The sequence below is a fragment of the uncultured Mediterranea sp. genome (assembly GCF_902493215.1).
In the GTDB taxonomy this organism is placed as follows: Bacteria; Bacteroidota; Bacteroidia; order Bacteroidales; family Bacteroidaceae; genus Bacteroides.
Map to the genome: position 1 here is coordinate 63,364 of NZ_CABUOL010000012.1, position 24,558 is coordinate 87,921.

Below are 24,558 nucleotides of genomic sequence, written 5' to 3' on the forward strand. Positions count from 1 at the left end.
GGTTATGAAAGAGAAAGAAATCCTGCAAGAAATAATCGAGTGGCTGGGTAATGATACCAGCTACTTGTCTACAAGAACAGACTATGCCAGAGGGTATAAATCAGGTATAGAATGTGCAAAAGAAATTGTTGAAAGCATCATCAATAAACACGACCCTGATTTATTATCAAACAATTAGCAAATTGTTTCGTATGCGTTGAATCGTTATTCAAAATTGTCTTCATAATGGGGTATCTTTGTATAGATACCATCGCGGGTTAGAGCAGTGGTCAGCTCGTCACTTTGACTTGGTGAAGGCCGGTGGTTCGAATCCATCACCCGCAACTAACATTTAAACTTTACACGATTATGGAAATACTTACACTTATCATCAAACAGAAGTTCTTTGACGAAATCTTGTCAGGCAAGAAAACACAAGAATTCAGAGAAATCAGGCCTACAACACAGAAGAAATACTGCCAGCTTGACGCTGATGGCTATTGTGTCGAGAAAGACGGTGTGTTACAGCCTAAGCATTACGATGCTATCCAGTTTTTTGTAGGCTACAATAAAGATAGAGCCAGCGCACTGGTAGAAGTCAAGGATGCAAAGATAGAGCTGTTTGAAGATGAAAATCACAATCTGATTGAATACACCTATCAGGGTGAGATATATCTGGCAGCACAGGTCGTTTATGACCTTGGCAGAATTATTGAAAAGCATGTTTAACACTTTAAATTTTCGTTGAGTCAGAACAAACAGAAGCACATTTTCAACTGGTGGCTACCGTGGTGGCCGTAGAGGTTTGACCACAGAGAATGGTGGTCTCTCTCAGGGTGGCAGATTTATCACCCGAAGACAGCAGTATTATAATGTCCGCACAGGACTTGGTATGAGTGGCGGATAATGACACTGCAAGAAAGGACATACAGCCATATTGACCTCGTCAGACAGAATACTGACGGGGTTTTGCTGTTTCTGTCGCTGGGTAAGGATTCTTTGGTATTGCTGGACATGATCTATCCGAAGTTTGATAGAATAGTCTGCGTGTTCATGTACTTTGTCAAAGGTTTAGAGCACATCGAAAGATGGATTGGATGGGTAAAAGCCAAATATCCGAAGATAGAGTTTGTTCAGGTACCCCACTGGAACCTTACCTACATTCTTCGCGGTGGCCTGTATTGTGTGCCAAACCACAAAGTGAAGCTTTTGAAGTTGGCCGATGTGGTGAAGGCCATGCAGCTCAGATATGGACTTTACTACACTTTCCTGGGCATGAAGAAGGCCGATGGCATGAACCGCCGCTTGATGCTGAAAGGCTATGAAGCCAATGGGTATGAGAACAACGGAATGTGCTATCCTCTGGCCGATTGGACACAGAAAGACATTCTATCTTACATGAAGCAGAACAGCCTTCCGGAGCCTGTCAGATATTCGCTAAAGGCCAGTTCGGGTGTAGGCTTTAATCTGGATTGTATGCTATGGCTGGAGAAGAACTACCCGCAGGATTTACAGAGAATTTACAAGGTGTTCCCGATGGCTGAGAGAATCCTTTGGGAACATAAAAACAAACAAAATTAATAGGAGGAATGCAGAGTCAGAAGAAAAAGTTTAAATGATATTAATGCTCAAGCTGCAAGATTAAGAGCTCAGCTACAAGGAGCACAACGGTATGCAGATGGAAGTAATAGAGCTGCAAGAATTTCACAAGCAGCCGCACAAGCAAGAAGGGTTCGAGGAATGGGACTTCTTGGAGCAAGAGATTCATCAGGGAAATTGAGGGATAGAACGACTCGGATTGGTACAGGCCGATTCGCTAATGTAAACGGATGATATGGAACTGAGCAAATACATAAAGAGTGAATCGGTGGAACTTAACCGTTCCGCCATTCACTTTGCTGATTATAATCCTCGGAAGTTATCTGAGGAATCCCGTAAGACGTTGAAACGGGGTATCAAGAAGTTCGGGCTGGTTGGAGGTATCGTAGTCAACAAGCGGACCGGACTGACCGTCGTCAGTGGCCACCAGCGTCTGAGCGTGATGGATGAACTGCAGAAGTTTCCTGAAAATGACTACAGAATTCGCGTTGATGTCATTGACGTGGACGAGAAGCAGGAAAAGGAATTGAACATCCTGATGAATAATCCTAACGCGCAAGGTTCATGGGACTATGACGCTTTGGCCCGGATGGTTCCGGATATAGATTACCAGGATGCCGGCCTGACTGCTGCAGACCTTAACATGATTGGTTGTGATTTCCTTCTCCAAACAGAGGAAGAAAACTCCATTGCGGACGCTTTGGAGGATATGATGGCACCTGTCACAGAGCAGAAAGAAGCTGAGAAAGCCGCCAAGCAGATGGAAAGAGCTGAAAAGGTAGCTCACATGAAAGAAGTAAAGCAGCAGGTGAAGAATGCAGCCCAGAAACAGGCACAGGATATGGACGCTTATCTGATGCTTTCCTTTGACACGTTCGAAGCTAAAGCAGCCTTCTGTGAAAGGTTCGGTTACGACCCCTACTCCAAGTTTATCAAGGGTGAGGTATTCGATGAACAGATAGAAAGAATTGAATGACAACATGAAATTTTAGGAGGAAAGCCGAGTCAGAAGAAAAACATATAGCCAGTTGTATCAACAGTCAAGACGAATAATGTACAACGCCGGAAGGCAATACGGGCTTGGTACAGACAGACAAAGAAGTATAAGAGACAGAACGAGGTCTATAATGGAAAGATATGCAGCGAGAATAGACAGTTATTTCTCAAAGAGAGGAATTGATATCTATGGCAATAAGCCTGTTTCTCGCCGCATTTATATGGGTAACAATAACGGATGAAATATGGTAGGAGATTTTATTCTTTGGCTAAAGAGGTTTATAAAGCAGAACCTTTTTTGTATCCATCATTACGTTTGGAAAGGGCCTTTAGACTTCCGCTATGAAATCTGTGATAAGTGTGGAAAATTAAAAAAGAGTTGAATGAAAGCATCAGAAGAATTTGGAGAAATTATTGACAGGATAGACAACCTGTTAGGAGCATTGGGGTTGCCTGTGCCAGCAGAGTTTCATGTAAATCAAATGAAATATGAGCTCAGTGAAATTTCGGAGAAATTGAAACGAATATACGTTGAAGAAGAGGGCGAAAACCCCTGGGAGGAATAAATGATGAAAAGTGAATCTCAAAAAAGCAAACATACAGGACGAAAGCCCAAATTTGACTACAAGAGTGAGGAGTTTCTCTCTCAGGTGGAAATGTATGCCAAAAAGGGATTCACAGATAGAGAAATCGCCTTTGCGTTAGGTTTGTCTCCCCAGACTTTCTGCGAGAAGAAGAATGAGCACTCTGAATTATGCGAAGTATTAGCGCGCGGGCGTGCGACCATCACGGCTGCTGTACGTGCCAAGTTCCTTGCTGTAGCTTTGGGCGGTATCAAGACAAAAAGTACTGTAGTAAGGAAGCTGAAAGACCAGGACGGAAACCTGACCGGCGAAGAAGAGCTTCAGGTAAGTGAAAGCGAACTGGCTCCAAATCTTCAGGCCATGTCCGTCTGGCTGTATCACCATGACGAAGAGTGGAGGAAGGTTGAACGCCGTCAGGACGAAGACGCCGATATTCCAAAGGATATTGACCAAGGAATTTCTATTGACTCATGGATTAAAAATAACCTGAAATGATTGTACCCCAAGCGATATATCATCCGTTATATACCGATAGCGAGAAATTTATCATTCTCATTACCGGTGGCCGTGGCTCGGGGAAGTCTTTCAACGCTTCTACCTTCATAGAGCGGCTGACGTTCGAGATGACTCCCACAGAGAAGATAGTCCACCAGATTCTTTATACCCGTTACACGATGGTATCTGCCGGGATGTCTATCATTCCAGAGATGATGGAAAAGATAGATTTGGATGGAACAACGAAGTATTTCAAGACCACCAAAACCGATATTGTAAACCGGATGACCGGCAGTCGTATCATGTTCCGTGGTATCAAGACTTCTTCCGGGAATCAGACCGCTAAACTAAAATCTATTCAGGGTATCACCACCTTTGTCTGTGATGAAGCGGAGGAATGGACAAGTGAGGAAGAGTTTGACAAGATTATGCTCTCCATCCGTAAAAAGGGAATCCAGAACCGGATTATCATCATCATGAATCCCTGTGACTCCAATCACTTCATCTACAAGAAATACATCGAGAATACCCATCGGCTTGTGGAGATTGACGGTGTACCGGTTCAAATCTCAACTCATCCCAATGTTCTCCACATTCATACGACTTACTTCGACAATATTGAGAATCTTTCTCCTGAGTTCCTGAGAGAAGTCAAGGAAATGAAAGAGAAGAATCCGGAGAAGTACGCCCATGTGGTTATCGGCCGATGGGCAGACGTAGCCGAAGGTGCTGTGTTCAAGAAATGGGGTATCGTGGATGAGTTCCCGATGTGGTGCAAGCATGTAGCTATCGGGCTGGATTTTGGTTATACCAATGACCCCACAGCGGCTATCCGATGTGGAATCATAGACAATGCACTGTATCTGGATGAATTGGATTATAGAACCGGACTGCTTTCGGGAGACATCATAAAAACCTTGCGGCCTTGGAATTTGAGAGTGATTGCCGACAGTGCGGACCCGCGACTCATCCAGGAGATTCATAACGGAGGGATTAAAATATACGCGGTAGAGAAAGGACAAGGTTCTGTCAATGCCGGTATTGACAAGATGCAGGGAATGGAAATATTCATCACCAAGCGTTCTTATAACCTTCAACGGGAGTTCAGAAACTATGTATGGGCAAAGGATAAGGATGGAAACTACATCAACGAACCTGAAGACCATGATAATCATGGCATAGATGCTGCACGCTACTATGTGCTGGGAGAACTTCTCGGTAGAATTATGAAACCTAAAGACGTTTCAGGAATATTTGGACATTAAACTTTAGAATATGATACGCTTTATACAAACCTCAGAAGAGTCTGGAGACTGTTCAGCTTATTACGATGTAAGACTGGATAAACCTCATACAGTTGGTGAGTTTATAAACTTAGTTCTCATTGAAAGAAAAGGAGAATGGGGCAAGTTTGAAATTTATAATCCAAACGTGAGTTGGTTGGATTATAAAAAATACGAATACCGCTATGGAGTTTTGAATGATGCAATTCCCAAAAACTTGTTAGAAAAGAAAATAATTAGCATAAAGGCTAATGGCGGCTGGACTAATATGGATTACCTTTTAAAGTTGGAACAATAAATGTAATAATATGAGAACCTTAGAAGAAATTTTAGCTATACCTGAAATAGAGAGAAAAATCTACTATCTGAAGAAAGGACGAAAGACCGAGCAACCAAACGCTCACGCTCTTTACAACGACTGGAATCCGAACAAGCACGAGATAGTGATAGATGAAGAGAAATACCCGAAAATCAAAATTACGACCCAGCCTGAGAAACGGATTACAGACCCGACAACCGGGAAAGAATATATTGAGCCGGCAGTAAGAAAAGAAGTTGAACCGAACAGGATTGCTCTTCCTCTCGAGCAGGACATTGTGAACATTCAGACAGCCTTCACCGTGGGAACAGAACCGGTCCTTGATTGCCAGCCGGATGAATCGGAGGAGAATCTTCTTTCGGCCTTGAAGCAGGTGTTCAAGAAAAACAAGTTGAAATACCAGAACAAGAAAGTAGTCCGGGCATGGCTGGCCGAGCAGGAAGTGGCCGAATACTGGTATGTGGTGAAGGATGACGGCTTCTGGGCAAAGCTCAAACGAAAGATTTCAGGAATTTTCGGTAAATCTAAGCCTGAATACCGTCTGAAGAGTGCCATCTGGTCTCCGTTCCGTGGCGACAAACTCTACCCTTTCTTCAATGACCAGGGGGATTTGGTAGCCCTATCCCGTGAGTACAAGAAGAAAGACCTGAACGATGTAGAGATTACATGTTTCATGACCATTACCAAGGATATGGTTTACCAATGGGAACTGACAAGCAACTGGACTGACAAAGGCTCATTTGCTCATGGATTCAAGAAGATGCCGGTGATTTACATGTACCGTCCGGAAGCGTATTGTGAGAAGATTAAGAGTCTTCGCGTAAGACTGGAGAAACTTCTTTCAAACTATGCAGACTGTATCGACTACCACTTCTTCCCTATCCTCATGCTTTTTGGTAACGTGGAGAATTTCTCAGGTGAGTTCAAAAACCGGGTGGTCGAGCTGACCGGCCAGGGAGCAAATGCCCAGTATCTTACCTGGTCACAGGTACCAGATACTGTCAAGTTCGAGGTGGAGACGCTGTTAAGTCAGATATACGGACTGACCAATACGCCCAGAATCTCTTTCGACTCCCTGAAGGGTACAGGAAACGCCGTTTCCGGTGTGACTTTCGACTATGTGTTCATGTCCACCCACCTTAATGTAGAGAATTTGAATGAAACCGTCGGCGAGTTCATGCAACGACGGGTAAACTTCCTTGTCTCCGCGTTGGGTTCCGTGAATTCCACCCTTGAAGAAGCCTCCGAGACTATTGACGTGGATGTGCAGATGCAGCCATACAAACTGGAGGACATCAAAGACAAGATAGACACAGCTATCAAGGCCAAGGACGGTGAAATCTGGTCTCAACAGCGGGCCATTACCTTTGTGGGGAACGTGGATGCAGTTCTGGATGAGATTGAAGCCATCAAGGAAGAGCAGGCTGAGAAGCAGAAGAACGACATTGAGAAACAGAAACAGCTTTCCTCTCTTAAAAGTGCTGGTAGCAAATCTGAAGAATAGAACAACCCAGTCAGAATATTTACGGGGATAATACAAAACAGAATGATATAAATCTAAAATATTGACTATTTGAATAGCGGTATCTTTCGAGGTATCGCTATTTTCTTTATCATAGTAAAAACATGAATACTTCTTTGTAATTATTCGTTATTTTACTATATTTGCATCGTAATTAAGTCTTAAACGCTATGAGCTACAAATCAGTTAAAGACGTTGTAACGCTGCTTACTGAAAATGGCTTTTGGTTCGTGAGGCAGAAAGGCAGTCACATGGTTTACACTGATGGTAGTCATGTAGTTATTGTACCTGACCACGGCAAGAAAGGCGTTGAGAAAGGCACTTATTACAACATTCTGAGGCAAGCGGGGCTAAAATAGCCCCCGCCTCTTTTGTTTAACGATAAAAAGGAGGTCAGTATGAAAACCGTAGAAGTGATTGTAGAACATGCTGGAAATAATCTTAGTGCCTATATTGAAGGTGCTCCGGTGATTACTGTCGGTAACGACGTGAAGGAAATCGAGAAAAACATGAAGGAGGCTGTTGAACTTTATCTGGATTCATGTAATGAAATGAACATCGCTCCAGTGGAAATTTTGCAGGGAGAGTTTACCTTGAAGTTCAAGATAGATGCTGCTACTTTCATCAACTATTACAGCAGTATCTTCACCAAAGCCGCATTGAGTCGGATAACCGGAATTAATGAGCGCCAGTTGTGGCATTATGCGGCTGGAGTACACAAACCCCGTAAACAGCAGTTGGAGAAGATTCAGAAAGGTATTAACGCGCTGACAGAGGAACTGGCAGCTATAAATTTGTTATGATTATTAATTAAATATAATGGAGGATAGTACAATGAAAGCAAAAGATGTAAATCCAAGTAATTTTAAGGTTGAGAATGTTGTATTTGAAAATGATGATTTTTCTATAGCGATAGGTATTTGGGAAAATGGGGAAAGAAGAATGGCAATGAGATGGAATGGCTATGGAGATGATCCCGGATACCCAAAATTATTTAAAAATCCAGTCTGGTTCATGGTTGATGACTCTTTAATTTTACCTTTCCTGAATGCTTTGAGGAACATAAAAGATTCTGACAAAAAAGAAATAGAAGCAGCTATATTGAAATTTTAAAAGTATAATTGAATGATGTTCCAGCGTGATTACCCTAGTAGTCACGCTTTCTTTTTGTCTAAAAACGAACATTCTCTTAATTGTTTCGTATCGTTAGCCTTAAAATTTCCCCTTCCCTTTCTCTATAAGTAAATTTACCGTATGAAATTATTAATCAAACTCATACGGTATGACAATCTTTGAACAAATCTTGGCAGGACTGCAACAGAAATTCGCTGGGGTGGACACTGCCACACTCACCCGTATCGCCACAAAGAAGGCAGAGGGTGTAACGGACGAAACGAAGGTGACCTCCATCGTTGAGGGTATCTCTTTCCAGGACGTGATGCAAAACTATGGTGATTTCCGTGCAGGACAAGCGCAGACTTCCGCTGTTTCAAACTACGAGAAGAAGCATGGACTGAAAGACGGGAAACCAATCGAGAATCCGAAACCAGAACCACCGAAACCAAACGACCCTCCAAAGCCGCAGGAGACAGACATCGCAAAGATGATCGCCGATGGCATTGCAGCTGGTATCAAGCCGTTTGCAGACAAACTGGCCAAAATGGAGGAACAAGAAGCGCAGGCGCAGCGTAATTCTCAGATTTCAGTAGTGGCGAAGAAGTACGGTATTCCCGAATTTATGCTGAAAGACCGCAACATTCCTGAGAATACGGACTTGGATACCTATTTCAAGGACATGAAGCAGGATATGTCTAACAGCGGTTTTCAGTTCTCCAAAGCTCCTGAAACTGCCGAACAGAAGCAGGAGAAAGAAGCGAGTGAGTTCGCCAAAATGATTGAGGCGGACACAAAATCTATTGTCGAACAACAAAACAAGTAATTTATGTCAGCAGGATACAAGTATTACATGGAGCCTGAACCGTCCATCGAGGAACGCTATGACGTTTCTACCGGTGTAAGACGCAGAGGGCCTTATAAGCTGGATACGACCAACCTTGTTGTTGGTTCATTCCTCCCATCTTTCACTCCGATTGCCGCTGATTTGGTAAAGAAAACCGCTCAGGTGGCTATCCGTGTAGAAGTCTATGAAAAGTTTACCACCGGTTCCAATACCACATTGAAAATCAAGAAAAACTCTTTGGCTTATGTGGGTATGCATCTGGGTAATGGTTCTCATGGAGCTACCATCAACAGTATTGACAAATCAAACAAAGCTTTCGATAAGTTGACGTTGGCTGCCGACTTTGGCGAAACAGTGGAAGCTGGTACTGTACTCTATGAAGCTACAGCTGTAAGCGGTACTACTCCAAAGGTAGTTGCTAACTCAGCTTTGTACGGAAGAGTACAAGTAGAAGAAGGCATTGTATTAGTTGCTCTTTTGATGCGAGCATTCGAGATTGAGCCTACTAAGTTGGCTATGCCTTTCCATGCAAAGGATAAAGAAAATTTGCCACATTTCCAGTTTAACGAATAAGAAAGGAGGTAAAACATGATGCTAACTATTCATACTCTGTTTAACGACCCCAATATCGTAAACGCCGTTATCCAGCGTGTCCTTCAGACTCGTAAGGATACAATCTACTGGCAGCAGTATCTTGATTTCCGTAGAACGACTACCCGTGTATTCAAGGACTACATCGGTCAGGTTACTGGAGTGATGGCCGGTTCCATTAACTCACGATACGGCGAGAAGCCTATCCGTGAACGTAGAAACATTGGTTCGGGATACGGTGAAATCGCTTATCTGGGTGATGCCTACCAGATTTCCATTGACCGTTTGTCAGAACTGCAGGACTTGATTGACAAGTTCAATGCAGCAAAACCTGCTGACCAGGTAGCAGCCATGCAGGAAATCGTGAACTTCATCTACGACGATTACCGCCAGGTACTTTTGGCAGCTCACAAGCGCATGGATATTATCGTAGGTTCACTTCTGATGACCGGAGAAGCAACAGTCAAGAACAAAGACGACAATGCCGGAGGTGTCGACCTTCTTAACATTGAATTGCCGTTCAAGTTCATCAAACCTGATACAGGTGCTAAAGCGAACTTCATTACCTATTTGCAACAGCAGATTAATGCACTGAAAGCTGACTATGGAAACTTCCAAAAGATGATTATGTCACGAGGAACTTTCGTGAAGAATATCATCGGGTCGGCTGAGTTTGGTGACAAGTTCAAGATGCAGCTTACAGGAAATGAAATGTACCTTTCAACCGGGTTGATTACCTCTCAACTGGCTTCCCAAGTGTTCACTGGCATCGGGCTTCCGGCCATTGAAATCAAGGAAGATTACGTAAAAGACCAGACCGGAAAAAACGTGCAGATTTACGCCGACGACCGTATCACCTTGCTTCCGCAGGATAAGGTCGGTTATATGCGTTTCCACACTCCGTACGAAGCAGTGGACGGCGTACCTGGACGTAACTACACCCAGGCAGACGGTGATATGCTTATTTCCGGTTACAAGGACAAGAACGGTCGTTATTTGGAATACACTGCAGAGTGGATTCCGCAGATTACGAACCCGAACCTGATTGTGAACTTTGATTTGTCAACCATGAACGAATGACAGTAAACGACTACATATCACAGAAGTTTCAGACCTTCGGCATTAATTTGTCGGAGGCTGACCTTTTGGAGATAAGTCTGTCTTCAGGGATAAGCGGAGAGGATGAGATGAACCCGTCAAACATCGGATTGATTTCGGTGGCCATGGCGAAGTTCATCCCCTCTCTATTGCTACGTGCCACTTCCATCAGCGAGAACGGTTTCTCTATGTCATGGGATACAAAAGGCTTGAAGGAATACTATTCTTTCTTGTGCAAGAAGTATGGTCTTGAAGACACGCTGTCAGATAAACCTAAAGTCAGATTTCTATGATATTTGCTCCACATACATTACAGGTTAAGGTCTTTACTCCGATGGAAACAGACGAGTTCGGAAGACCTATTCCAGATTCCGGTGGCGAAAGCTGGCAGGACGTATGTCGATGCCGGTGTGACGATAACTCTACCAAGGAGTTTACTTCGGAGAACGGTGAGGTGTATCGACCGAATTACCATGTAGTCTGTGAGAAGAAAATCTCTCTGAAGGCTGGTGATGAAGTCAGGTGTATGGATGGTGAGAATATCCGGGGAAGCGGCAAGGTTTACATGGTGAAGAATACGAATTATTTTGGTTACTCAGAGATATGGATGTAAAGTTTGATTTTTCGGACGTGGACAGATTCTTCCAGCAGGGCTATGCCGAGGTGAAAGCCGTTGAGGAGAAGGTCGGAAAGGAGGCTGTCGATTATGCCGTAAAGAATGGCAGCTATCAGAACCGTACCGGAAACCTTAGAAAGTCAAACAAGTATTCAGCTCAAGATGATGGCTTGGAGTTGAGAAATGAAGCCGAATACGCTTCTTTTGTTGAATCCAAAGGTTACGAAGTCTTGACTGGCGCGGCCCTATTTGCTGAGAGACGATTGAAGGAGGAGATCAAATGATAGTAACTACCGATATAGCGAACATACTCTACCGTGATTGCCAGCCTTTCGGTATAGCCATCGTTCCCCACGGCAAGAAGCTGACAGGGGTAATGAAATCCGAAAGAGTTGTCATTCACGCCAAGAAGCAACAGCCGGGAGCGTACTGGAAGAAATCCTTCGTTGAGATGAATCTTTGCGTTCCTGACCTGAAGGAAGGCGAAGCCAACTCCATCCGGCTGAACGAACTGGAGAAACAGGCACAAGATTTGTTTGACGGCGTAACCGGACGCTATGACGATACCTCCTATCATTATTCCATCGAGTCAATCGGAACCGAGGAGGACACTGCCTTAAAGTGTCACTATGTGAATGTAAGAATTTTATTTGAAGTTTTAAATGTAAAATGATATGGCAGAAGCAAAGAAAATAACCGCCGTTAATATCAAGAAACTATGGTATGGCGAAACAAGTGCTATCACAGAAGATTTGACCGGACAGGCGTTGTACACTCTTTTGCAGGGTGAGACCCTGAAAGAGGTGAAGAACATCCATCAGGATACCTGGACACTTGAAGAAGCGGAAGCGAGCCGCACCAAATACAAGAACCAGCTCACGAATCAGACCTATCGCAGCGACAAAGAGATGGGCGACGTGACCGTCAACTTCACCATTGGTGAGTACGACTATCCGACCAAGAAAGATCTCATGGGAGGCGACGTTATCAACACCGACAAGGGATGGAAACGAGCCAGAGGCAAGGTGAACATCGAAAAGCTGATTGTGGCCCAAACCGAGGATGACCAGTATTGCGTCATTCCCCGCGCCGACATCGGTGCCCGTGAAGCAACCACAGACAAGGCTATTGGCCTTCCGGTAAGTGCTCTTGAATTGGAGCCGAAAGACTCCACCATCGCTCCGGAATACTGGTTCGACTCCGAAGAAGTAAAACAGGGAGATTAAAAACATAGAAGTGTTTGTCAGGATGGCGGTGGGTGGTTGGCTCACCGCCTTTTTTATATAGAACAGTTATGAACACAGGAGCAAAAATCATATCAGAATCCATCATAGGAATGGATTTCAGAACGGTAATCGTAGGCGGCAAAAGTTATACGGTCTATCCGCCTACCATCCACAAGCTGGCAGGGGCCATTTCCCATCTTTCAAACATACAGGATGCGGAAAGCCTGAGAGACGTGTTACTCTCTCTTGGAGATAGTGAAGCATATAGCAAGGCCCTTTCGTGGCTGATTACAGGCGATGAAAGTCTGAGTGACGAATTGTCCCATGGCACAATGGACGAAGTGGTGGACGCCTTGGATGAAACCCTTTCCATGATCGATTCCAAGGTTTTTCTCAAAGCTGTCAGCTTGGCGAAGAACGTAAGCCTGCTGGCAGCGAAACCGAGGTTGTAGGAAATGACACTCTTTTGGGGCAGATTGCTTCGTTCATGGAAAATCTACATCTGTCCTACCGAGAAGTGGTCCACGAGATACCCTACAGAAACTTAGTATTAATGCAGCGCGACAAGCTCCATACCGTTATCGGAACAAAGGTTACGAAAGTAAAAGGTAAGGATATGGCTTCACGCAGAAGAAGAAACAAGAAATAGATATGGCTACGCTATACTTTAAAGTAAGCTCAGACTATGATGAAGTTATCCGTCTGAGGCAGGAATGTGAGAAGCTGGAAGCCCAGCTCAAGAAGATGGACGTGAACAAATCTCCGGCAGCAGCAAGAGCTTTGGAGACTCAACTGGCATCCACCCGTAAACAGATGATGGGACTGGTGACTGAAGCGGCCAAGGCAGGGGCAACGATGGAACATGATTTCAAAACGAAAATCTACAATGCTTCACAATCAGTGAATGATTTCACACAAAAGATTATCGACCAGAAAAGAGTAGTTAAAGATGTAGAAGCGGATGTAAAACGTCTTGGCACCGCTTATAAAACAGCTTTGAAAAGAAATCCTGCTACAGCTTCCGGTTTGTTTTCTGAGTACAACTCGGCTAAGAAGGTTCTTGATGAAGAAAAGGCCGCTTTATTTGGATTGACCCAACAGCAGGCAGAGGCACGTCTTTCGGTAAAGAGATTGAAGGATGAGTACGCCGCCTTCAAGGAAGAAGCTGGAGAATCAGTGGAAGTCAACGAAAAAATGTCCGTTTCATTGACCAAAGTTCTGGGAGTAATCGGTGGAGTAACAGCTTTGAAAAACTTTGTTACAGAACTTGTCAATGTTCGTGGTCAGTTCCAACAGTTAGAGATAGCTTTCACAACTATGCTCAAAAGCAAGGAAAAATCAGACGAACTAATGGCAGAACTGGTAGAGATTGCAGCAAAGACACCTTTCGATCTTCAGGGTGTTGCATCCTCAGCCAAGCAGATGCTTGCCTATGGATCGTCTGCCGAGAATGTGGGGAATGAACTTGTAATGCTTGGTAATGTAGCAGCAGGTGTCGGCTCACAACTTAGTGAAATTGCTTATCTGTATGGCACTTTAAGAACGCAAGGAAGGGCTTATGCAGTCGATATTCGTCAGTTCGCCGGACGTGGTATCCCTATCTATGAAGAATTAGCAAAAGTCCTTGGAGTAACAAAAGATGAAGTTTCCAGTCTGGTTACAGCTGGTAAGGTTGGATTCAAGGAGGTGGAACAAGCATTCAAGAACATGACCAGCGCATCGGGCATCTATTACAATTTGATGGAAGAACAATCCAAGTCTCTTACGGGCCAAATAAGTAATTTGGGTGATGCTTGGGATACCATGCTAAACGAAATTGGGAAAGATACACAAGGAATTGCATCTACTGGAATATCCGCCGTGAAAGGTCTGATTGAGAATTATGAAACGATAGGCAAAGTATTGATAGGCCTGATTGCCACCTATGGAACTTATCGTGCGGCTCTTATGCTCACAACCGTCGCCACAAGCAAACACACCATCGCTGAAATAGCGTTAACCAGCGCAAGAGTTATTGCAAGAAAAGCACAAATGCTTCTAAATGCGGCAATGCTGACCAATCCTTACGTGGCTGTAGCTACGGTGGTAGCTGGATTAGCGGCTACAATATGGGCGTTGCATGATAGTTCAACCGAAGCTGAAAAAGCACAGAAAAGATTGAACGAAAGACAGCAGCAAGCACAAAAAGAAGCGGAAGAGCATAAAAGAAAGATTGATGCACTTATCGAAAGTTCGAGAGACATAGCTTTGACTGATTTACAACGTGGCCAAAGCCTTGCAGAATTGAGGAAAGAATATCCGAAAATATTCTCTCAGTACGACATTGAAAGTATTAAATTGGCCGATATACTTAAACTCAAACAGCAGATAGCTGAAGAGGATGCGATACGTGTAGGGGAAAAGCAAAAACAGGATTTTGCCAATCTTGAAAATGAAATTACATATTATGAGAATCTCCTGAAATCACTTTCTGGCCAACAAGGAGTTGATGGATACGTAAAGAAGTTGAAAGAGCTTCGGGCAGAACGAGATATATTGTTGAAGGAAAGGAGCAAAGGCATTTCTGAACAATTCATATCCAGCCTAAAGGAGATTGATATCAGCGAGTTTGACCGATATATCTCAGAACTTGAGAAAAGGATAAAGGGAAAAGGAGAAAGTGGTAAAATAAATATGCGCCTTCCTATTGATGTAAAAGGCTCTTTATCTGACGAAGCGTTATTTGAAGTAAAAGACATTAAGACGCTTATTGATACCGCTAAATCAACAAAACAGTCACGTATTGATGCAAATAAAAATCAAACCACCTACCAACAAGATCTTGCATCAGCAAAAGCTGACTGGGAAAAAGCTAAAAAAGGATATGAAACTCTCATTAAAGACCAGAAAGCCACATCTGAACAGGTAAAGAAAGCCCGTGAAGAAATGGAGGCCAAGGAAAAGACTTACAAAGAACTTGGAGGAGACGTGGATAAGAAAAAGCAAATTAAAGATTCCTCTCCATTCCCCAAAATAGAGCAATCTTTTGCCCAAGACCTCCAAAAACGGGTTGATACCGCTGAGCAGGAAACGGCAGAAGCAGTCAACGATATGGTACAAACAATACTCGACGGACTGGATGCCGAACAAGAAGCCATGTACAAATACCTGCAAAACTATGGTACATTCAGAGAACGACAAAAGGCCATCACGGAGGAATATTCCAAGAAAATTGCAGATGCGGGCGGTGCAGACACCTGGCAAGGGAAACTTCTGCAAAAGGAAATGGAGAAGGCTCTTTCTGATTTAGACCTCGAGAAACTGAAACAGGGTATCAACTGGGAACTTGTCTTCGGTGACTTGGATAAGGTATCCAAGGAGTCCTTGAACAAGGTAAAACAGCAACTGAAGGACTTCAAGAACTCAGAAGAGTACAAGAACATGGCCGTTGACCAGAAGAAAGTCATTGACGAAGCCCTGGATAACATTCAGACAACCCTTATTGATAAGGGAGGGTTGCTGGCCGACCTGCCGGAGCAATTAAACGAACTGGCCAAGGCACAGGAAGAACTGACACAGGCGCAGGAAGAATACAACGAAGCCATGAAGAGCGGAACTGACGAGCAGAAGGAATCCGCCGCAAAGAAGCTGAACGATGCACAGAAAAAGCAACAGAACGCCCAGAACAATGTACAAAAGTCGGCAGACAAGGCGCGGAGCAACCTCATGTATCTATCAGGGGCTATCAACGAATTAGGAAATAGTTCGGAAGTATCTCTTACGTCTGTAGGAAACCTTATGAGTGGTATTATTGATATTGTAGGTAAAGGAGGGGATAAAATCTCTGGAATAATTGGAAGCATATTCTCACTTCTTGACAATATTGGGTCACAAGGGCTGGATGGATTTATTGGGAATGTAGTTAAATCTATGGCAAATGCCGCCTATGGTGCATGGGATACTATATTCGGATGGACAGGAATAGATTTTGGAGGAGAAAGCGACCCACACCTGCAGGAAGATCTTGAAAGGCTGACCCTCTCCAATCAGGACCTGATAAAATCTCTCGATAATCTGGCCGAGAAAATGGACGAAAGTGCCGTGGCTGATGCAACAGACATCTATGAGCAACAGAAGAAGAATATAGAGGACCAGATAGCGAACACGCAAGAAATGATGCGACGTTCGGCTGCAGCTTATAGCAATGGCTTTCTTGGAATTGGAGGTACACACTCCAGCAACAAGAAAATCAATGAAGCAATGTCGGCCGAGGACTGGAAACGGGTCAGCGAAGCGGCCGGTGTGTCTGTAAAGAGTGCCAGTGACTTTTGGAATCTGACCAGTGAGCAGATGTATAACGTGGCCAATGATGCGACCGACCTATATTCCAAAATCAAACAATATGCCGACGATGGATATCAGAACGCTTCTCAATACATGGACGACTACATCGAATATTGGAAGCAACTGGAAGAGTTGGAGAACGCTTACCGCGAAAAGCTGACAGATACCTCGTTTGATACCGTCCGGGATGAATTCAAGAACAGCCTACTGGACATGGAATCGGATGCGGAAGACTTTGCCGAAAATTTCGAGAAGATGATGCAGCAGGCAGTGGTAGAGAGCATGATGTCAGACACTTATGCCAAAAGGTTGAAGGATTGGTATAAGAGCTTTGCAGACTCGATGACGGACGGGACGCTTACCGGAACAGAACAAAGCGACCTGAAGTCACAATGGGACCAGATAGTAAGTGATGCCTTGGCTGAGCGTGACGCCATCATGCAGGCTATGGGATGGGACAGTTCTTCCTCCGAGCAGCAGTCCGCCTCCAGCCGTGGTTTCGGAACAGAAATGACGCACGAAGATGCAGGTGAATTGAGTGGGCGGTTTACTGCCGTATATGAGTCCAATCTCAGGATAGAGTCTGCCGAACAACAACAGACGGTTGCCATCACCGAACTGCGAGGTTCTATCAGTGCCCTGACGTCCCAAGCGTCAAGTATGTACAACATTGCTGACGAGACACGTACCATACTGGCTAATTCCTACTTGGAGCTGCAGCAAATCAGAGAGAATACAGGCGAAATCGTCAAACCCATCAAACAGATGCAGGCTGACATCGCCGAAGTGAAACGTAATACATCAAGACTATGACAGGAGATTTAATCATCAACGAGAAAGACGCATTCTCAACGTGGGGAGTTCGCATGGGAGATGGTTTCCTAGACGCCATCGACGGGTTCAACCAGATGAAAGACTACATTGAGAATGAAAGCCGACTGGAACATGGCAAACGTGTGATAACCGATAACGCAAGAGTGGACTCGCGCGAAATCACCCTCCAGTTTACCATTGAAGGAAGTTCGGAAAGCGACTACCGGACAAAGAAGAAAGCCTTTCAGACAGAACTAGAGAAGGGCGCTGTAAACATCAAAATTCCCGCTATCGGAAGTGAGGTTTTCAAGCTGGTTTATCTGGGGAAAAGCATCTCTTATGGATTGAGTTTAGACAGGTGTTTTGGTAAGGTGTCGAGCAAATTCGAAGAACCAAACCCTACCGACAGAAGCGAATAACGAACCTTTTCCATCTTGTTTCAAATGGAAGTCCTGATTATTAGGGCTTCCATTTTCTATTTCTGAACTTTGGGGATATGATTGAAATCAAAGACATATCCGGCCAAGTAAGGTTTTCGCCCCCTATCAACAAGGGGGCCAAGGGAAAGTTTACACTGATGAAAGAGGACTACATTATCCTTCCTTTCTCGGTACCCTCTCCCATCCCGTTCAAACTGGGCGATTACGTGGATTTGGCCGGAGTATTGGACGACTCTCTGGGTGGCAAGCTGGCAAAAATCTATGAGATTGTTGACCTTCAGAAGCCCACCTATAACACCTCAACCGGAGGATATGACTACGAATTAAGACTGGATGCCTACTACTGGAAGTGGAAGAACAAGATATTCAAATACACACCTGAACAGGCCGGTAGCGAAGCGTCATGGTCGCTTACTGCAGCCCTTGACGTGCAGTTAGGCGTGTTCCTCCGTAATCTGAAGGCTTTGGGATATACCTATAAAGGAACAGACTTCACATTCAGCATAGACGATACCGTAGAAAACAAGGCCGTAGCAATGACATACGACAACATGAACCTGTTGGATGCCCTGTTTTCTATGGCGGGTGAGGATAAGTGGAACTGCGATTGCTGGATAACGGACAACGTGATTCATTTTGGGCGAAATGAGTTCGGGGATGCCGTTAAAATCGAGCGTGGTGTCGAAGCGTCGAGCATCACCCGCAGCGAAAGCCAGGGCACTTATGCCACCCGCATCTATGCATTCGGCTCAACCAAGAACATACCCACTAACTACCGTCCTACTGATGAGCAGGCAGTAATCAATGGCGTGGTACAGAAACGTCTGATGCTTCCGGCTGACACTCCCTATATAGACGCATACGAAGGGATGTCGCAAGAAGAGGCCATCGAGGACGTTGTAGTGTTCGATGATGTCTATCCCCGACGGATAGGAACCCTTTCCGATGTCCACACCCGCACTGAAGAAGTGGAGAATGAGGACGGGACAAAAGAGACCGTCACATACTACCGTTACAAAGATACCGGATTGGAGTTCAAAGAGGAGTATATCCTCGAAGGACAAGAACTGAAAATCAGATTCCAGTCTGGAAAGCTTAATGGTATGGAGTTCGGTGTCATCTTCAACCCATCACCCAAGGACGAGACGCGCGGCGAGCAGCTTTGGGAAATTGTGAGGAACGAAGACTATGGCCGTCCCCTACCCGACGACATCATCTGTCCAGCAGACGGCGACCAATACATTCTATCCGGATTTGACATCCAACTAGTATCCGACCAATATACCCCTGAAGCCGAACAAGAGCTGAAGGAGAAAGCGCAGAAGTATGCCGACAAGGTGAAGAAGGACGATGGCACCTACCCTACTACCTTAATGAGCACTTGGGTGCACGAAGACCCGATTTCACGCACATTCGAGTTTGGCCAACGTATCAATCTCGTTGACGACACCTACTTCGAAAACGGGCGTATCTCCCGTGTTTTGGGTTGGGAAATGAACTTGGATATTCCTTGGGACGCCCCAGTCTATACCATCGGTGAAAGTATGCCCTACTCACGCATCGGTGAGATTGAAAGTGATGTTGAGTCATTAACTTACAAGGGGCAAACATACTTTGGGAAAGGCGGAGTATATCTTATCAAAGTAAACGATTCAACTGCTCCAAGTGATAGTAATGCGTTTTCCGCGTTACGGGCGTTAATGATGTTTCTTCGCAAGGACCAGCCGGATGGTACTAACTATCCTCTAAACATTGGTGAGTTCATCGACAGCATACTTTCCGGTAAGGGCATCGGCCTTTTCCCCGACGGTCGTGCACAAGTCTCCCGCCTCGAGGTGCGGGAATCTCTCTCTGTGATGGAAATCATCTTCAACCGCCTGTCCGCCATGGAGAGCGACTACAGCTTCAGCGAAAGTGGCACCGTGGAGAGCGTGACGCTGATGGATGATGGCACCTATACCCTGAAGCTCCGCAAGCGATGGGAGAATGACTTCACCGCCCTTCAGGAAAACGATGTCATCTATGGCGTAGTTAACGACCTGGCATCGGGCAGCGGCGAGTATTACACGAGCTGGGCACGTGTGTTGTCGGTAGACACTCCGGCCAACAGCATCAATGTGGTGCTGTATCCGGACAGCGAGGTGCCCGGTGGGAAAAACTTTCCTCCGGTTGAACTGATGGCACTCACCCGCCGAGGCAACCCTGTAAACGAGGACCGCCAGTCATGGTGGTATATCTCAAGCCGTGAGGGATGCATCTGCATGCTTGACGGTGTGACCAAGCCCGTGCTGGAGGAATCGAACTACAGCGTCATCGTCGGCAAACTGAAGCAACTGTCCATCTTCGACAACCTGCCCATCAACTACCGACAGAGCTACGTCTACTGCCGGGGCATCGCGGCACAGGACGTGATGCGCATTGACTACGAGGGTAACCCCATACGGCAAGAAAACCAGCGTGGCTATTGGAGCGCTGAAGAAGCATCCAGCAACCCCTATCAGTCCACGCAGGAGGTATTCGACAGCGTGTACCACTACGGTTGCAAATGGATGTGCTTGTTGACCGGTACCACGCAGGAACCCCGATACGGCTGTACAGATTGGGCGATGATAGAGGGTAACCCAACATTCGCCATCGAGATAGAGAGCAGCAACGGCTGGTACTTCGACTACGAGGCCATATCAGTGACCGACGAAGCGGGCCAGCCGGTCGTGTTCACAACCCTGCAGGTGGTCGGTACTCTGTATAATCAGGACGTGACCGCCGACATACTCGATGCCGATGTGAGCTGGACCCGTGACACGGGCGATGTGACGGAAGACAATGCCTGGGCGGTGAAGCGGGCGGATGCCGGCAAGCAGCTGACGCTGACACTCGACGACCTGGGCACCAACTATCAGAGCCGGACAAGCTGCAAGTTCAAGGCCACGGCCTTGCTGCGTGACGGCAAACAAGTGGAGATAGCAGAGAATTATGTAACATTCTAACTGATACAATATGGACATAGCAAAGAAACAACGGAAAATCGAGGTGAACTACAAGCCCCTGAAGACCTCCGCCAGCATGGAAGTGGTCGGCAGCGTGGCCGACCGGCAGTTCTACAACGCCGTCACAGGAGAGTTCGCCCCCGACTATACACTGACACCGCTGACTCTCTTCCCGAGGTGTACGGCGACCGACCCGGACAATTACACCAAGTCAGGTACCATCAATTCGGCACTGACGAACATCCGATGGTATGAGAATCTGCGCGGTACCCGAAAGGAAATCACCAGCGGCAACACGGACTACACCATCGTCACCAGCGGCGACAACAAGGGGCAGATATCGGTCAAGAAGAACTCATCGGTACTGACACCCATCACGCTGGAGTTCTCGGCCGATTACGAAGACACGCGGACCAAGCAGGTATTCCAGTACAAGCTGACGACCGTCATCATCGTGTCGGATGCCACCAACGCGCAGCCTGTGCTGATGCTTGACTCTGCGGCGACGGTAGATTGGAATCCTGTACGTGACGTGCTCCAACAGACCATCACAGCCAAGCTGATGGCCGGAGACGCTGATGTGACAGCCAAAGCTGGCACCACCTTCTTCTGGTACCGGAAGCTCGACAACGGTAATCTGGAGCAGATTACCGTTGACGGCAATGGTGACAATGACTGGGAGGTGGTCTCAGTGAACAAGAATGTGCTGGTCATCGACCGTGACTTCATCGGAGAACTGCAGACCTATGTATGCCGGGCGCACTATAACAGCGGCGGTACCCAGTCATCCGCTCCGGTGGAAGCAGACCCGACAGCCACGACTACCATCCGGCGGCGTATCCCCAAGGTTGAATGTGACTGGAAAGGTGTCACCTGCGGAGTACCTGGCGGCACGATGTACATCCTGCCCATCGGCTTCATCCGTGACAGTGTGGGCGTGATACACAATCCAGAAGAGTGGTTCAAGTTCGTATGGTACACCAAGGCGGCCGGAGCGGCATCGTTCACCCGTGCGGCCATCGGCATCCAGCCGAAGGTGCCATTCGCCGACGGCATGATGCTCGAGCTTCGTGTCGAGGACAAAGGTCCGCAGGCACTGGTGGTGGACGACAACGATACAAATGTTTTTATCACAATGGACGACGATACACCGCTCTACCAGCGCATGTATGAAGAGACTTATTAATCAAGAAAGGAGGCAATAATGGCATTCTATGTGAAGGCGACAAAAGAAGTGGCCGATTATCTCGGCGTGACAGATATCCGCAACAAGACAGCTGACGGAAACGTACTGCTGTGGCAGGCGGATTTGAACAGAATACCCGGTGACACTATCTTCGACCGTGCCCAGACGGTTGGAGGCGTATGCCTGCAACCTGTCCAGGCCAAGGCGGAGATCGACGGTACCGACACACCGGCAGAAGTCTATACGCCGGAGCAGTACAAACAAGCAACAGAGCTGTTACCGAACGTTGAAGAGGAGGAAGGAGGTGACGTATGAGTCTGGCAACCGCAGTCGGTCAGGTCATCTTCTCACAAAAAAGTGGCGTCTACATGCCGGCCATCATGTGCGACAAGGGCGACCTGTACCAAGAATACAACGGCGACAGCAGCAACCCGGTGGACATATCACCAGACTTCACTACCCTGCTTCCGGTTCTGTCCTTCGTGCTGACCTCGAGCCGTGTGGCCGAAGGGCTGGTGGTGCCCTCGTCGATGAAATGGTACTTTAACGACACAGAGCTGACATTCGGCAGTGACAAGGTGTCGACCAACAGCTTCAGCGGAGAGAGCGGCCACTTCGAGTTCATCAGCTATCAGGCGGGCGTGCAGAACTACTATGCGCTGCGCATCAAGAAGAATCTTGTCAAGGCAGCCGGAGCAGCTCCATGTACCATCAAGGGAGAGGCGACCGTGGCTGTCGGCAACACGTCCGACAAGATACAGTTTGTCTACACCATCCCCATCACCTACGGTGTTGGCAACTCCAAGCGGGTGACCATCATGTCGGGTGACAACAAGTACTTCACCCTGACGACACAGGGCGACAGCTGTAAGTTGAAGGCGGTGGCCCGTGTCGGTTCGGATGAAATCACTTCCGGCTTGACCTACAAATGGTACAAGCTGGCCAACGGTGCCTGGAGTGTTATCAGCGGGCAGACCGGGCAGACGCTGACGGTCACGACGGACATGGTGGACACTTCGGGCCAGTTCAAGGCCGAAGTCTATCAAAGCGGGGTGATGATCGGCATGGACGTGCAGACGGTGATGGACGTATCCGACCCGCTGGACATCATTCTCAATCCGGTACCGGAGGACGAAACGATCCAAGACGAAGGCGATACGGTAGTCTATACACCCATCCTTGTGAAACGTGGCAGCACGACCAAATACAAGGACATGCGCTTCTATTTCACATTCATGGACTCGGCAGGCGTGGTGCTCAATCCATCTACGGCCAACACAGCTGCCGCCAGCGGAACCTGCACGTATGCCATGTGTGACCAGGCGGGAGGTAATGTATCGGTTGTAATCACGACGGAGGAATAGCTATGACACTGGCATCGAGAACATCCGAAGTCAGGTTTGTACAGAAGGGCCCTCAGGGTAACAAGGGTGCCAAACTTCGTATCACAGACTGGGCCGTCGGACAGCAATGTCTGGAGGGAAAGGAAGGTGAAGAGTGGTATGATGTGAAAGTGTACAACTCCAAGTTGTATCTGTGCATCAAGTCACACACGTCATCTACGGCCAACAACCCACAAACTTCGGTTGCCAATAATCTCGGTTACTGGGCCCTGGCAACAGACTGGCAATTCGTAGCTACCAAGCTGCTGTTGGCAGAGAAAATCAAAGCAGACCAGATTGATGCCGACGGCATTACGGCCAAGGATGTTAACATCACCGGAACCATCAATGCTGACGACGGTTACTTTCGAGGGACGATTGAAACTGCTGCAAGCGGGAAGCGAATTATTATCAGTCCGGAGACTAACAGCTTCAGGATGATAGACGCAAACGGCAAGCAGCTTGTCACTATTAACTTCTCAAGCATTGAAGGTTACGATGTAGGACTAATTCGTATGGATGCTTATCAAGGCGGACAGATAACCTATTCAACAGATGTATCGCCGACTCATGTGAGTATTAGCGGTCCACTTGGAGCAACTATGATAACTAGCCAAACATTATTAGCTCAAGACGCATCCGCCAAAAACAATGTGGAGATTAGTTCTAAAGCGATTTCAATAAAGTTCGAGAACTCCCAATATTCCGGCGTAGACGGTGAATATAATATAGCCGTAGGAGGCTATTCACGGACATTGAAGTTTGTGCACGGAGTTCTTGTTTCGGTTAAATAGTAATGATATGAAAACAATCAATTTTCAAAAAATGAAAATCTATTCAGGTATCGCCAAGCGAACCTGTGTAGTCAAGGACATGCGTGAAGATTTCGCGGATGTCCTGTGCAGCAAGGCTGCTGGTGTGGCAGCGTTGGTTCTTGCTCAGAAGATTTATAAATCTGATGAGGATACAGAATATGACGATAGAGAAGTTGCACTTATGAAGGCTGTTGCCATGACTTGCACACCAGACTTCATGGTCTCTTTCTTTACCGCGATTGGAGAAGAACTTAATCTTGACAACATTTAAAAATTAGAATTATGATACAAAAAAAGAAATTCAGTGACGCCATTGCAGCTAATATTTCAGTTTGGGAGGAACT

General features: G+C 46.2%; 30 protein-coding genes and 1 tRNA gene. All 31 read left to right on the top strand.

Annotation, left to right across the window (positions count from 1 at the left end):
* The first annotated feature begins 4 nt into the window (after nucleotides 1-4).
* The 31 genes from RDO88_RS08815 to RDO88_RS08965 all read left to right on the top strand — a co-directional run bounded on the left by RDO88_RS08815 (nucleotide 5) and on the right by RDO88_RS08965 (nucleotide 24,485).
* Complete coding sequence (locus RDO88_RS08815; RefSeq protein WP_204398284.1) at nucleotides 5-178, top strand: hypothetical protein; 174 nt, start codon at nucleotides 5-7, stop codon at nucleotides 176-178.
* A 73-nt stretch (nucleotides 179-251) separates the two neighbouring features.
* A tRNA-Val gene (locus RDO88_RS08820) sits at nucleotides 252-324 on the top strand.
* Between the two features lie 24 nt (nucleotides 325-348).
* Nucleotides 349-708 carry an ASCH domain-containing protein gene (locus tag RDO88_RS08825; RefSeq protein WP_117671910.1) on the top strand — a complete coding sequence of 120 codons (360 nt, stop codon included), beginning with the start codon at nucleotides 349-351 and terminating at the stop codon, nucleotides 706-708.
* 177 nt (nucleotides 709-885) lie between these two features.
* Nucleotides 886-1,560 carry a phosphoadenosine phosphosulfate reductase family protein gene (locus tag RDO88_RS08830; protein ID WP_307759023.1) on the top strand — a complete coding sequence of 225 codons (675 nt, stop codon included), beginning with the start codon at nucleotides 886-888 and terminating at the stop codon, nucleotides 1,558-1,560.
* Between the two features lie 253 nt (nucleotides 1,561-1,813).
* Nucleotides 1,814-2,554 (top strand): ParB N-terminal domain-containing protein, encoded by a 741-nt coding sequence (locus RDO88_RS08835; protein ID WP_307759024.1) that lies wholly within the window; start codon nucleotides 1,814-1,816, stop codon nucleotides 2,552-2,554.
* Between the two features lie 403 nt (nucleotides 2,555-2,957).
* A complete protein-coding gene (locus tag RDO88_RS08840; protein WP_307759025.1) occupies nucleotides 2,958-3,140 on the top strand; it encodes a hypothetical protein in 183 nt (60 codons plus the stop codon).
* Complete coding sequence (locus RDO88_RS08845; RefSeq protein WP_307759026.1) at nucleotides 3,141-3,653, top strand: hypothetical protein; 513 nt, start codon at nucleotides 3,141-3,143, stop codon at nucleotides 3,651-3,653. It begins immediately after the preceding gene.
* The gene (locus RDO88_RS08850) at nucleotides 3,650-4,918 is read left to right on the top strand and encodes a PBSX family phage terminase large subunit (RefSeq protein WP_307759027.1); all 1,269 of its coding nucleotides are present in this window, start codon (nucleotides 3,650-3,652) and stop codon (nucleotides 4,916-4,918) included. Before RDO88_RS08845 ends, RDO88_RS08850 begins: the two co-directional genes overlap by 4 nt.
* 10 nt (nucleotides 4,919-4,928) lie before the next feature.
* Nucleotides 4,929-5,234 carry a hypothetical protein gene (locus RDO88_RS08855; RefSeq protein WP_307759028.1) on the top strand — a complete coding sequence of 102 codons (306 nt, stop codon included), beginning with the start codon at nucleotides 4,929-4,931 and terminating at the stop codon, nucleotides 5,232-5,234.
* A gap of 10 nt (nucleotides 5,235-5,244) precedes the next feature.
* Complete coding sequence (locus RDO88_RS08860; RefSeq protein WP_307759029.1) at nucleotides 5,245-6,759, top strand: phage portal protein; 1,515 nt, start codon at nucleotides 5,245-5,247, stop codon at nucleotides 6,757-6,759.
* A 188-nt stretch (nucleotides 6,760-6,947) separates the two neighbouring features.
* The gene (locus tag RDO88_RS08865) at nucleotides 6,948-7,136 is read left to right on the top strand and encodes a type II toxin-antitoxin system HicA family toxin (protein ID WP_117671892.1); all 189 of its coding nucleotides are present in this window, start codon (nucleotides 6,948-6,950) and stop codon (nucleotides 7,134-7,136) included.
* 39 nt (nucleotides 7,137-7,175) lie between these two features.
* The gene (locus RDO88_RS08870; protein ID WP_304227339.1) at nucleotides 7,176-7,580 is read left to right on the top strand and encodes an antitoxin HicB; all 405 of its coding nucleotides are present in this window, start codon (nucleotides 7,176-7,178) and stop codon (nucleotides 7,578-7,580) included.
* A gap of 31 nt (nucleotides 7,581-7,611) precedes the next feature.
* The gene (locus RDO88_RS08875) at nucleotides 7,612-7,890 is read left to right on the top strand and encodes a hypothetical protein (protein ID WP_307759030.1); all 279 of its coding nucleotides are present in this window, start codon (nucleotides 7,612-7,614) and stop codon (nucleotides 7,888-7,890) included.
* Nucleotides 7,891-8,059: 169 nt separating this feature from the next.
* Nucleotides 8,060-8,716: a hypothetical protein gene (locus RDO88_RS08880; protein ID WP_307759031.1), complete on the top strand. Its 657-nt coding sequence runs from the start codon at nucleotides 8,060-8,062 to the stop codon at nucleotides 8,714-8,716.
* 3 nt (nucleotides 8,717-8,719) lie between these two features.
* The gene (locus tag RDO88_RS08885; RefSeq protein ID WP_307759032.1) at nucleotides 8,720-9,310 is read left to right on the top strand and encodes a head fiber protein; all 591 of its coding nucleotides are present in this window, start codon (nucleotides 8,720-8,722) and stop codon (nucleotides 9,308-9,310) included.
* Nucleotides 9,311-9,325: 15 nt separating this feature from the next.
* A complete protein-coding gene (locus RDO88_RS08890; protein ID WP_304227334.1) occupies nucleotides 9,326-10,408 on the top strand; it encodes a major capsid protein in 1,083 nt (360 codons plus the stop codon).
* Entirely contained in the window at nucleotides 10,405-10,719 is a 315-nt protein-coding gene (locus tag RDO88_RS08895; protein WP_307759033.1) for a DUF6706 family protein, read from the top strand. Before RDO88_RS08890 ends, RDO88_RS08895 begins: the two co-directional genes overlap by 4 nt.
* The gene (locus tag RDO88_RS08900) at nucleotides 10,716-11,039 is read left to right on the top strand and encodes a hypothetical protein (RefSeq protein ID WP_307759034.1); all 324 of its coding nucleotides are present in this window, start codon (nucleotides 10,716-10,718) and stop codon (nucleotides 11,037-11,039) included. The genes RDO88_RS08895 and RDO88_RS08900 overlap by 4 nt, the downstream gene beginning before the upstream one ends.
* Nucleotides 11,030-11,326 carry an HK97 gp10 family phage protein gene (locus RDO88_RS08905; protein ID WP_307759035.1) on the top strand — a complete coding sequence of 99 codons (297 nt, stop codon included), beginning with the start codon at nucleotides 11,030-11,032 and terminating at the stop codon, nucleotides 11,324-11,326. The genes RDO88_RS08900 and RDO88_RS08905 overlap by 10 nt, the downstream gene beginning before the upstream one ends.
* Nucleotides 11,323-11,715: a hypothetical protein gene (locus RDO88_RS08910; RefSeq protein ID WP_307759036.1), complete on the top strand. Its 393-nt coding sequence runs from the start codon at nucleotides 11,323-11,325 to the stop codon at nucleotides 11,713-11,715. The genes RDO88_RS08905 and RDO88_RS08910 overlap by 4 nt, the downstream gene beginning before the upstream one ends.
* Before the next feature lies 1 nt (nucleotide 11,716).
* Nucleotides 11,717-12,268, top strand: a complete 552-nt coding sequence (locus RDO88_RS08915) for a hypothetical protein (RefSeq protein ID WP_307759037.1) — start codon at nucleotides 11,717-11,719, stop codon at nucleotides 12,266-12,268.
* Nucleotides 12,269-12,336: 68 nt separating this feature from the next.
* Nucleotides 12,337-12,720: a hypothetical protein gene (locus tag RDO88_RS08920; RefSeq protein WP_307759038.1), complete on the top strand. Its 384-nt coding sequence runs from the start codon at nucleotides 12,337-12,339 to the stop codon at nucleotides 12,718-12,720.
* A 35-nt stretch (nucleotides 12,721-12,755) separates the two neighbouring features.
* Nucleotides 12,756-12,917 (top strand): hypothetical protein, encoded by a 162-nt coding sequence (locus RDO88_RS08925; RefSeq protein ID WP_307759039.1) that lies wholly within the window; start codon nucleotides 12,756-12,758, stop codon nucleotides 12,915-12,917.
* Between the two features lie 2 nt (nucleotides 12,918-12,919).
* Nucleotides 12,920-17,404, top strand: coding sequence for a tape measure protein (locus tag RDO88_RS08930; RefSeq protein ID WP_307759040.1), 4,485 nt, complete (start codon nucleotides 12,920-12,922; stop codon nucleotides 17,402-17,404).
* Nucleotides 17,401-17,823, top strand: coding sequence for a hypothetical protein (locus tag RDO88_RS08935; RefSeq protein ID WP_307759041.1), 423 nt, complete (start codon nucleotides 17,401-17,403; stop codon nucleotides 17,821-17,823). The genes RDO88_RS08930 and RDO88_RS08935 overlap by 4 nt, the downstream gene beginning before the upstream one ends.
* Before the next feature lie 77 nt (nucleotides 17,824-17,900).
* On the top strand, nucleotides 17,901-20,831 hold the full coding sequence (locus tag RDO88_RS08940) for a hypothetical protein (RefSeq protein WP_307759042.1): 2,931 nt from the start codon (nucleotides 17,901-17,903) through the stop codon (nucleotides 20,829-20,831).
* 10 nt (nucleotides 20,832-20,841) lie between these two features.
* Nucleotides 20,842-22,017 (top strand): hypothetical protein, encoded by a 1,176-nt coding sequence (locus tag RDO88_RS08945; protein ID WP_307759043.1) that lies wholly within the window; start codon nucleotides 20,842-20,844, stop codon nucleotides 22,015-22,017.
* 18 nt (nucleotides 22,018-22,035) lie between these two features.
* The gene (locus RDO88_RS08950; RefSeq protein WP_307759044.1) at nucleotides 22,036-22,332 is read left to right on the top strand and encodes a hypothetical protein; all 297 of its coding nucleotides are present in this window, start codon (nucleotides 22,036-22,038) and stop codon (nucleotides 22,330-22,332) included.
* Nucleotides 22,329-23,381 (top strand): hypothetical protein, encoded by a 1,053-nt coding sequence (locus RDO88_RS08955; protein ID WP_307759045.1) that lies wholly within the window; start codon nucleotides 22,329-22,331, stop codon nucleotides 23,379-23,381. Before RDO88_RS08950 ends, RDO88_RS08955 begins: the two co-directional genes overlap by 4 nt.
* 2 nt (nucleotides 23,382-23,383) lie before the next feature.
* The gene (locus RDO88_RS08960; protein WP_307759046.1) at nucleotides 23,384-24,193 is read left to right on the top strand and encodes a hypothetical protein; all 810 of its coding nucleotides are present in this window, start codon (nucleotides 23,384-23,386) and stop codon (nucleotides 24,191-24,193) included.
* 7 nt (nucleotides 24,194-24,200) lie between these two features.
* Entirely contained in the window at nucleotides 24,201-24,485 is a 285-nt protein-coding gene (locus tag RDO88_RS08965) for a hypothetical protein (RefSeq protein ID WP_307759047.1), read from the top strand.
* The last annotated feature ends 73 nt before the right edge of the window (nucleotides 24,486-24,558 follow it).

Excerpts from the sequence above, each read along its gene's own strand:
- RDO88_RS08965 (WP_307759047.1), top strand. The coding sequence starts at position 24,201 with ATGAAAACAATCAATTTTCAAAAAATGAAAATCTATTCAGGTATCGCC.
- RDO88_RS08870 (WP_304227339.1), top strand. The coding sequence starts at position 7,176 with ATGAAAACCGTAGAAGTGATTGTAGAACATGCTGGAAATAATCTTAGT.
- RDO88_RS08875 (WP_307759030.1), top strand. The coding sequence starts at position 7,612 with ATGAAAGCAAAAGATGTAAATCCAAGTAATTTTAAGGTTGAGAATGTT.
- RDO88_RS08940 (WP_307759042.1), top strand. The coding sequence starts at position 17,901 with ATGATTGAAATCAAAGACATATCCGGCCAAGTAAGGTTTTCGCCCCCT.
- RDO88_RS08850 (WP_307759027.1), top strand. The coding sequence starts at position 3,650 with ATGATTGTACCCCAAGCGATATATCATCCGTTATATACCGATAGCGAG.
- RDO88_RS08900 (WP_307759034.1), top strand. The coding sequence starts at position 10,716 with ATGATATTTGCTCCACATACATTACAGGTTAAGGTCTTTACTCCGATG.
- RDO88_RS08935 (WP_307759041.1), top strand. The coding sequence starts at position 17,401 with ATGACAGGAGATTTAATCATCAACGAGAAAGACGCATTCTCAACGTGG.
- RDO88_RS08840 (WP_307759025.1), top strand. The coding sequence starts at position 2,958 with ATGAAAGCATCAGAAGAATTTGGAGAAATTATTGACAGGATAGACAAC.
- RDO88_RS08905 (WP_307759035.1), top strand. The coding sequence starts at position 11,030 with ATGGATGTAAAGTTTGATTTTTCGGACGTGGACAGATTCTTCCAGCAG.
- RDO88_RS08950 (WP_307759044.1), top strand. The coding sequence starts at position 22,036 with ATGGCATTCTATGTGAAGGCGACAAAAGAAGTGGCCGATTATCTCGGC.
- RDO88_RS08890 (WP_304227334.1), top strand. The coding sequence starts at position 9,326 with ATGATGCTAACTATTCATACTCTGTTTAACGACCCCAATATCGTAAAC.
- RDO88_RS08910 (WP_307759036.1), top strand. The coding sequence starts at position 11,323 with ATGATAGTAACTACCGATATAGCGAACATACTCTACCGTGATTGCCAG.
- RDO88_RS08920 (WP_307759038.1), top strand. The coding sequence starts at position 12,337 with ATGAACACAGGAGCAAAAATCATATCAGAATCCATCATAGGAATGGAT.
- RDO88_RS08835 (WP_307759024.1), top strand. The coding sequence starts at position 1,814 with ATGGAACTGAGCAAATACATAAAGAGTGAATCGGTGGAACTTAACCGT.
- RDO88_RS08830 (WP_307759023.1), top strand. The coding sequence starts at position 886 with ATGACACTGCAAGAAAGGACATACAGCCATATTGACCTCGTCAGACAG.
- RDO88_RS08825 (WP_117671910.1), top strand. The coding sequence starts at position 349 with ATGGAAATACTTACACTTATCATCAAACAGAAGTTCTTTGACGAAATC.
- RDO88_RS08945 (WP_307759043.1), top strand. The coding sequence starts at position 20,842 with ATGGACATAGCAAAGAAACAACGGAAAATCGAGGTGAACTACAAGCCC.
- RDO88_RS08865 (WP_117671892.1), top strand. The coding sequence starts at position 6,948 with ATGAGCTACAAATCAGTTAAAGACGTTGTAACGCTGCTTACTGAAAAT.
- RDO88_RS08960 (WP_307759046.1), top strand. The coding sequence starts at position 23,384 with ATGACACTGGCATCGAGAACATCCGAAGTCAGGTTTGTACAGAAGGGC.
- RDO88_RS08860 (WP_307759029.1), top strand. The coding sequence starts at position 5,245 with ATGAGAACCTTAGAAGAAATTTTAGCTATACCTGAAATAGAGAGAAAA.
- RDO88_RS08915 (WP_307759037.1), top strand. The coding sequence starts at position 11,717 with ATGGCAGAAGCAAAGAAAATAACCGCCGTTAATATCAAGAAACTATGG.
- RDO88_RS08930 (WP_307759040.1), top strand. The coding sequence starts at position 12,920 with ATGGCTACGCTATACTTTAAAGTAAGCTCAGACTATGATGAAGTTATC.
- RDO88_RS08925 (WP_307759039.1), top strand. The coding sequence starts at position 12,756 with ATGGAAAATCTACATCTGTCCTACCGAGAAGTGGTCCACGAGATACCC.
- RDO88_RS08845 (WP_307759026.1), top strand. The coding sequence starts at position 3,141 with ATGATGAAAAGTGAATCTCAAAAAAGCAAACATACAGGACGAAAGCCC.
- RDO88_RS08815 (WP_204398284.1), top strand. The coding sequence starts at position 5 with ATGAAAGAGAAAGAAATCCTGCAAGAAATAATCGAGTGGCTGGGTAAT.
- RDO88_RS08880 (WP_307759031.1), top strand. The coding sequence starts at position 8,060 with ATGACAATCTTTGAACAAATCTTGGCAGGACTGCAACAGAAATTCGCT.
- RDO88_RS08895 (WP_307759033.1), top strand. The coding sequence starts at position 10,405 with ATGACAGTAAACGACTACATATCACAGAAGTTTCAGACCTTCGGCATT.
- RDO88_RS08885 (WP_307759032.1), top strand. The coding sequence starts at position 8,720 with ATGTCAGCAGGATACAAGTATTACATGGAGCCTGAACCGTCCATCGAG.
- RDO88_RS08855 (WP_307759028.1), top strand. The coding sequence starts at position 4,929 with ATGATACGCTTTATACAAACCTCAGAAGAGTCTGGAGACTGTTCAGCT.
- RDO88_RS08955 (WP_307759045.1), top strand. The coding sequence starts at position 22,329 with ATGAGTCTGGCAACCGCAGTCGGTCAGGTCATCTTCTCACAAAAAAGT.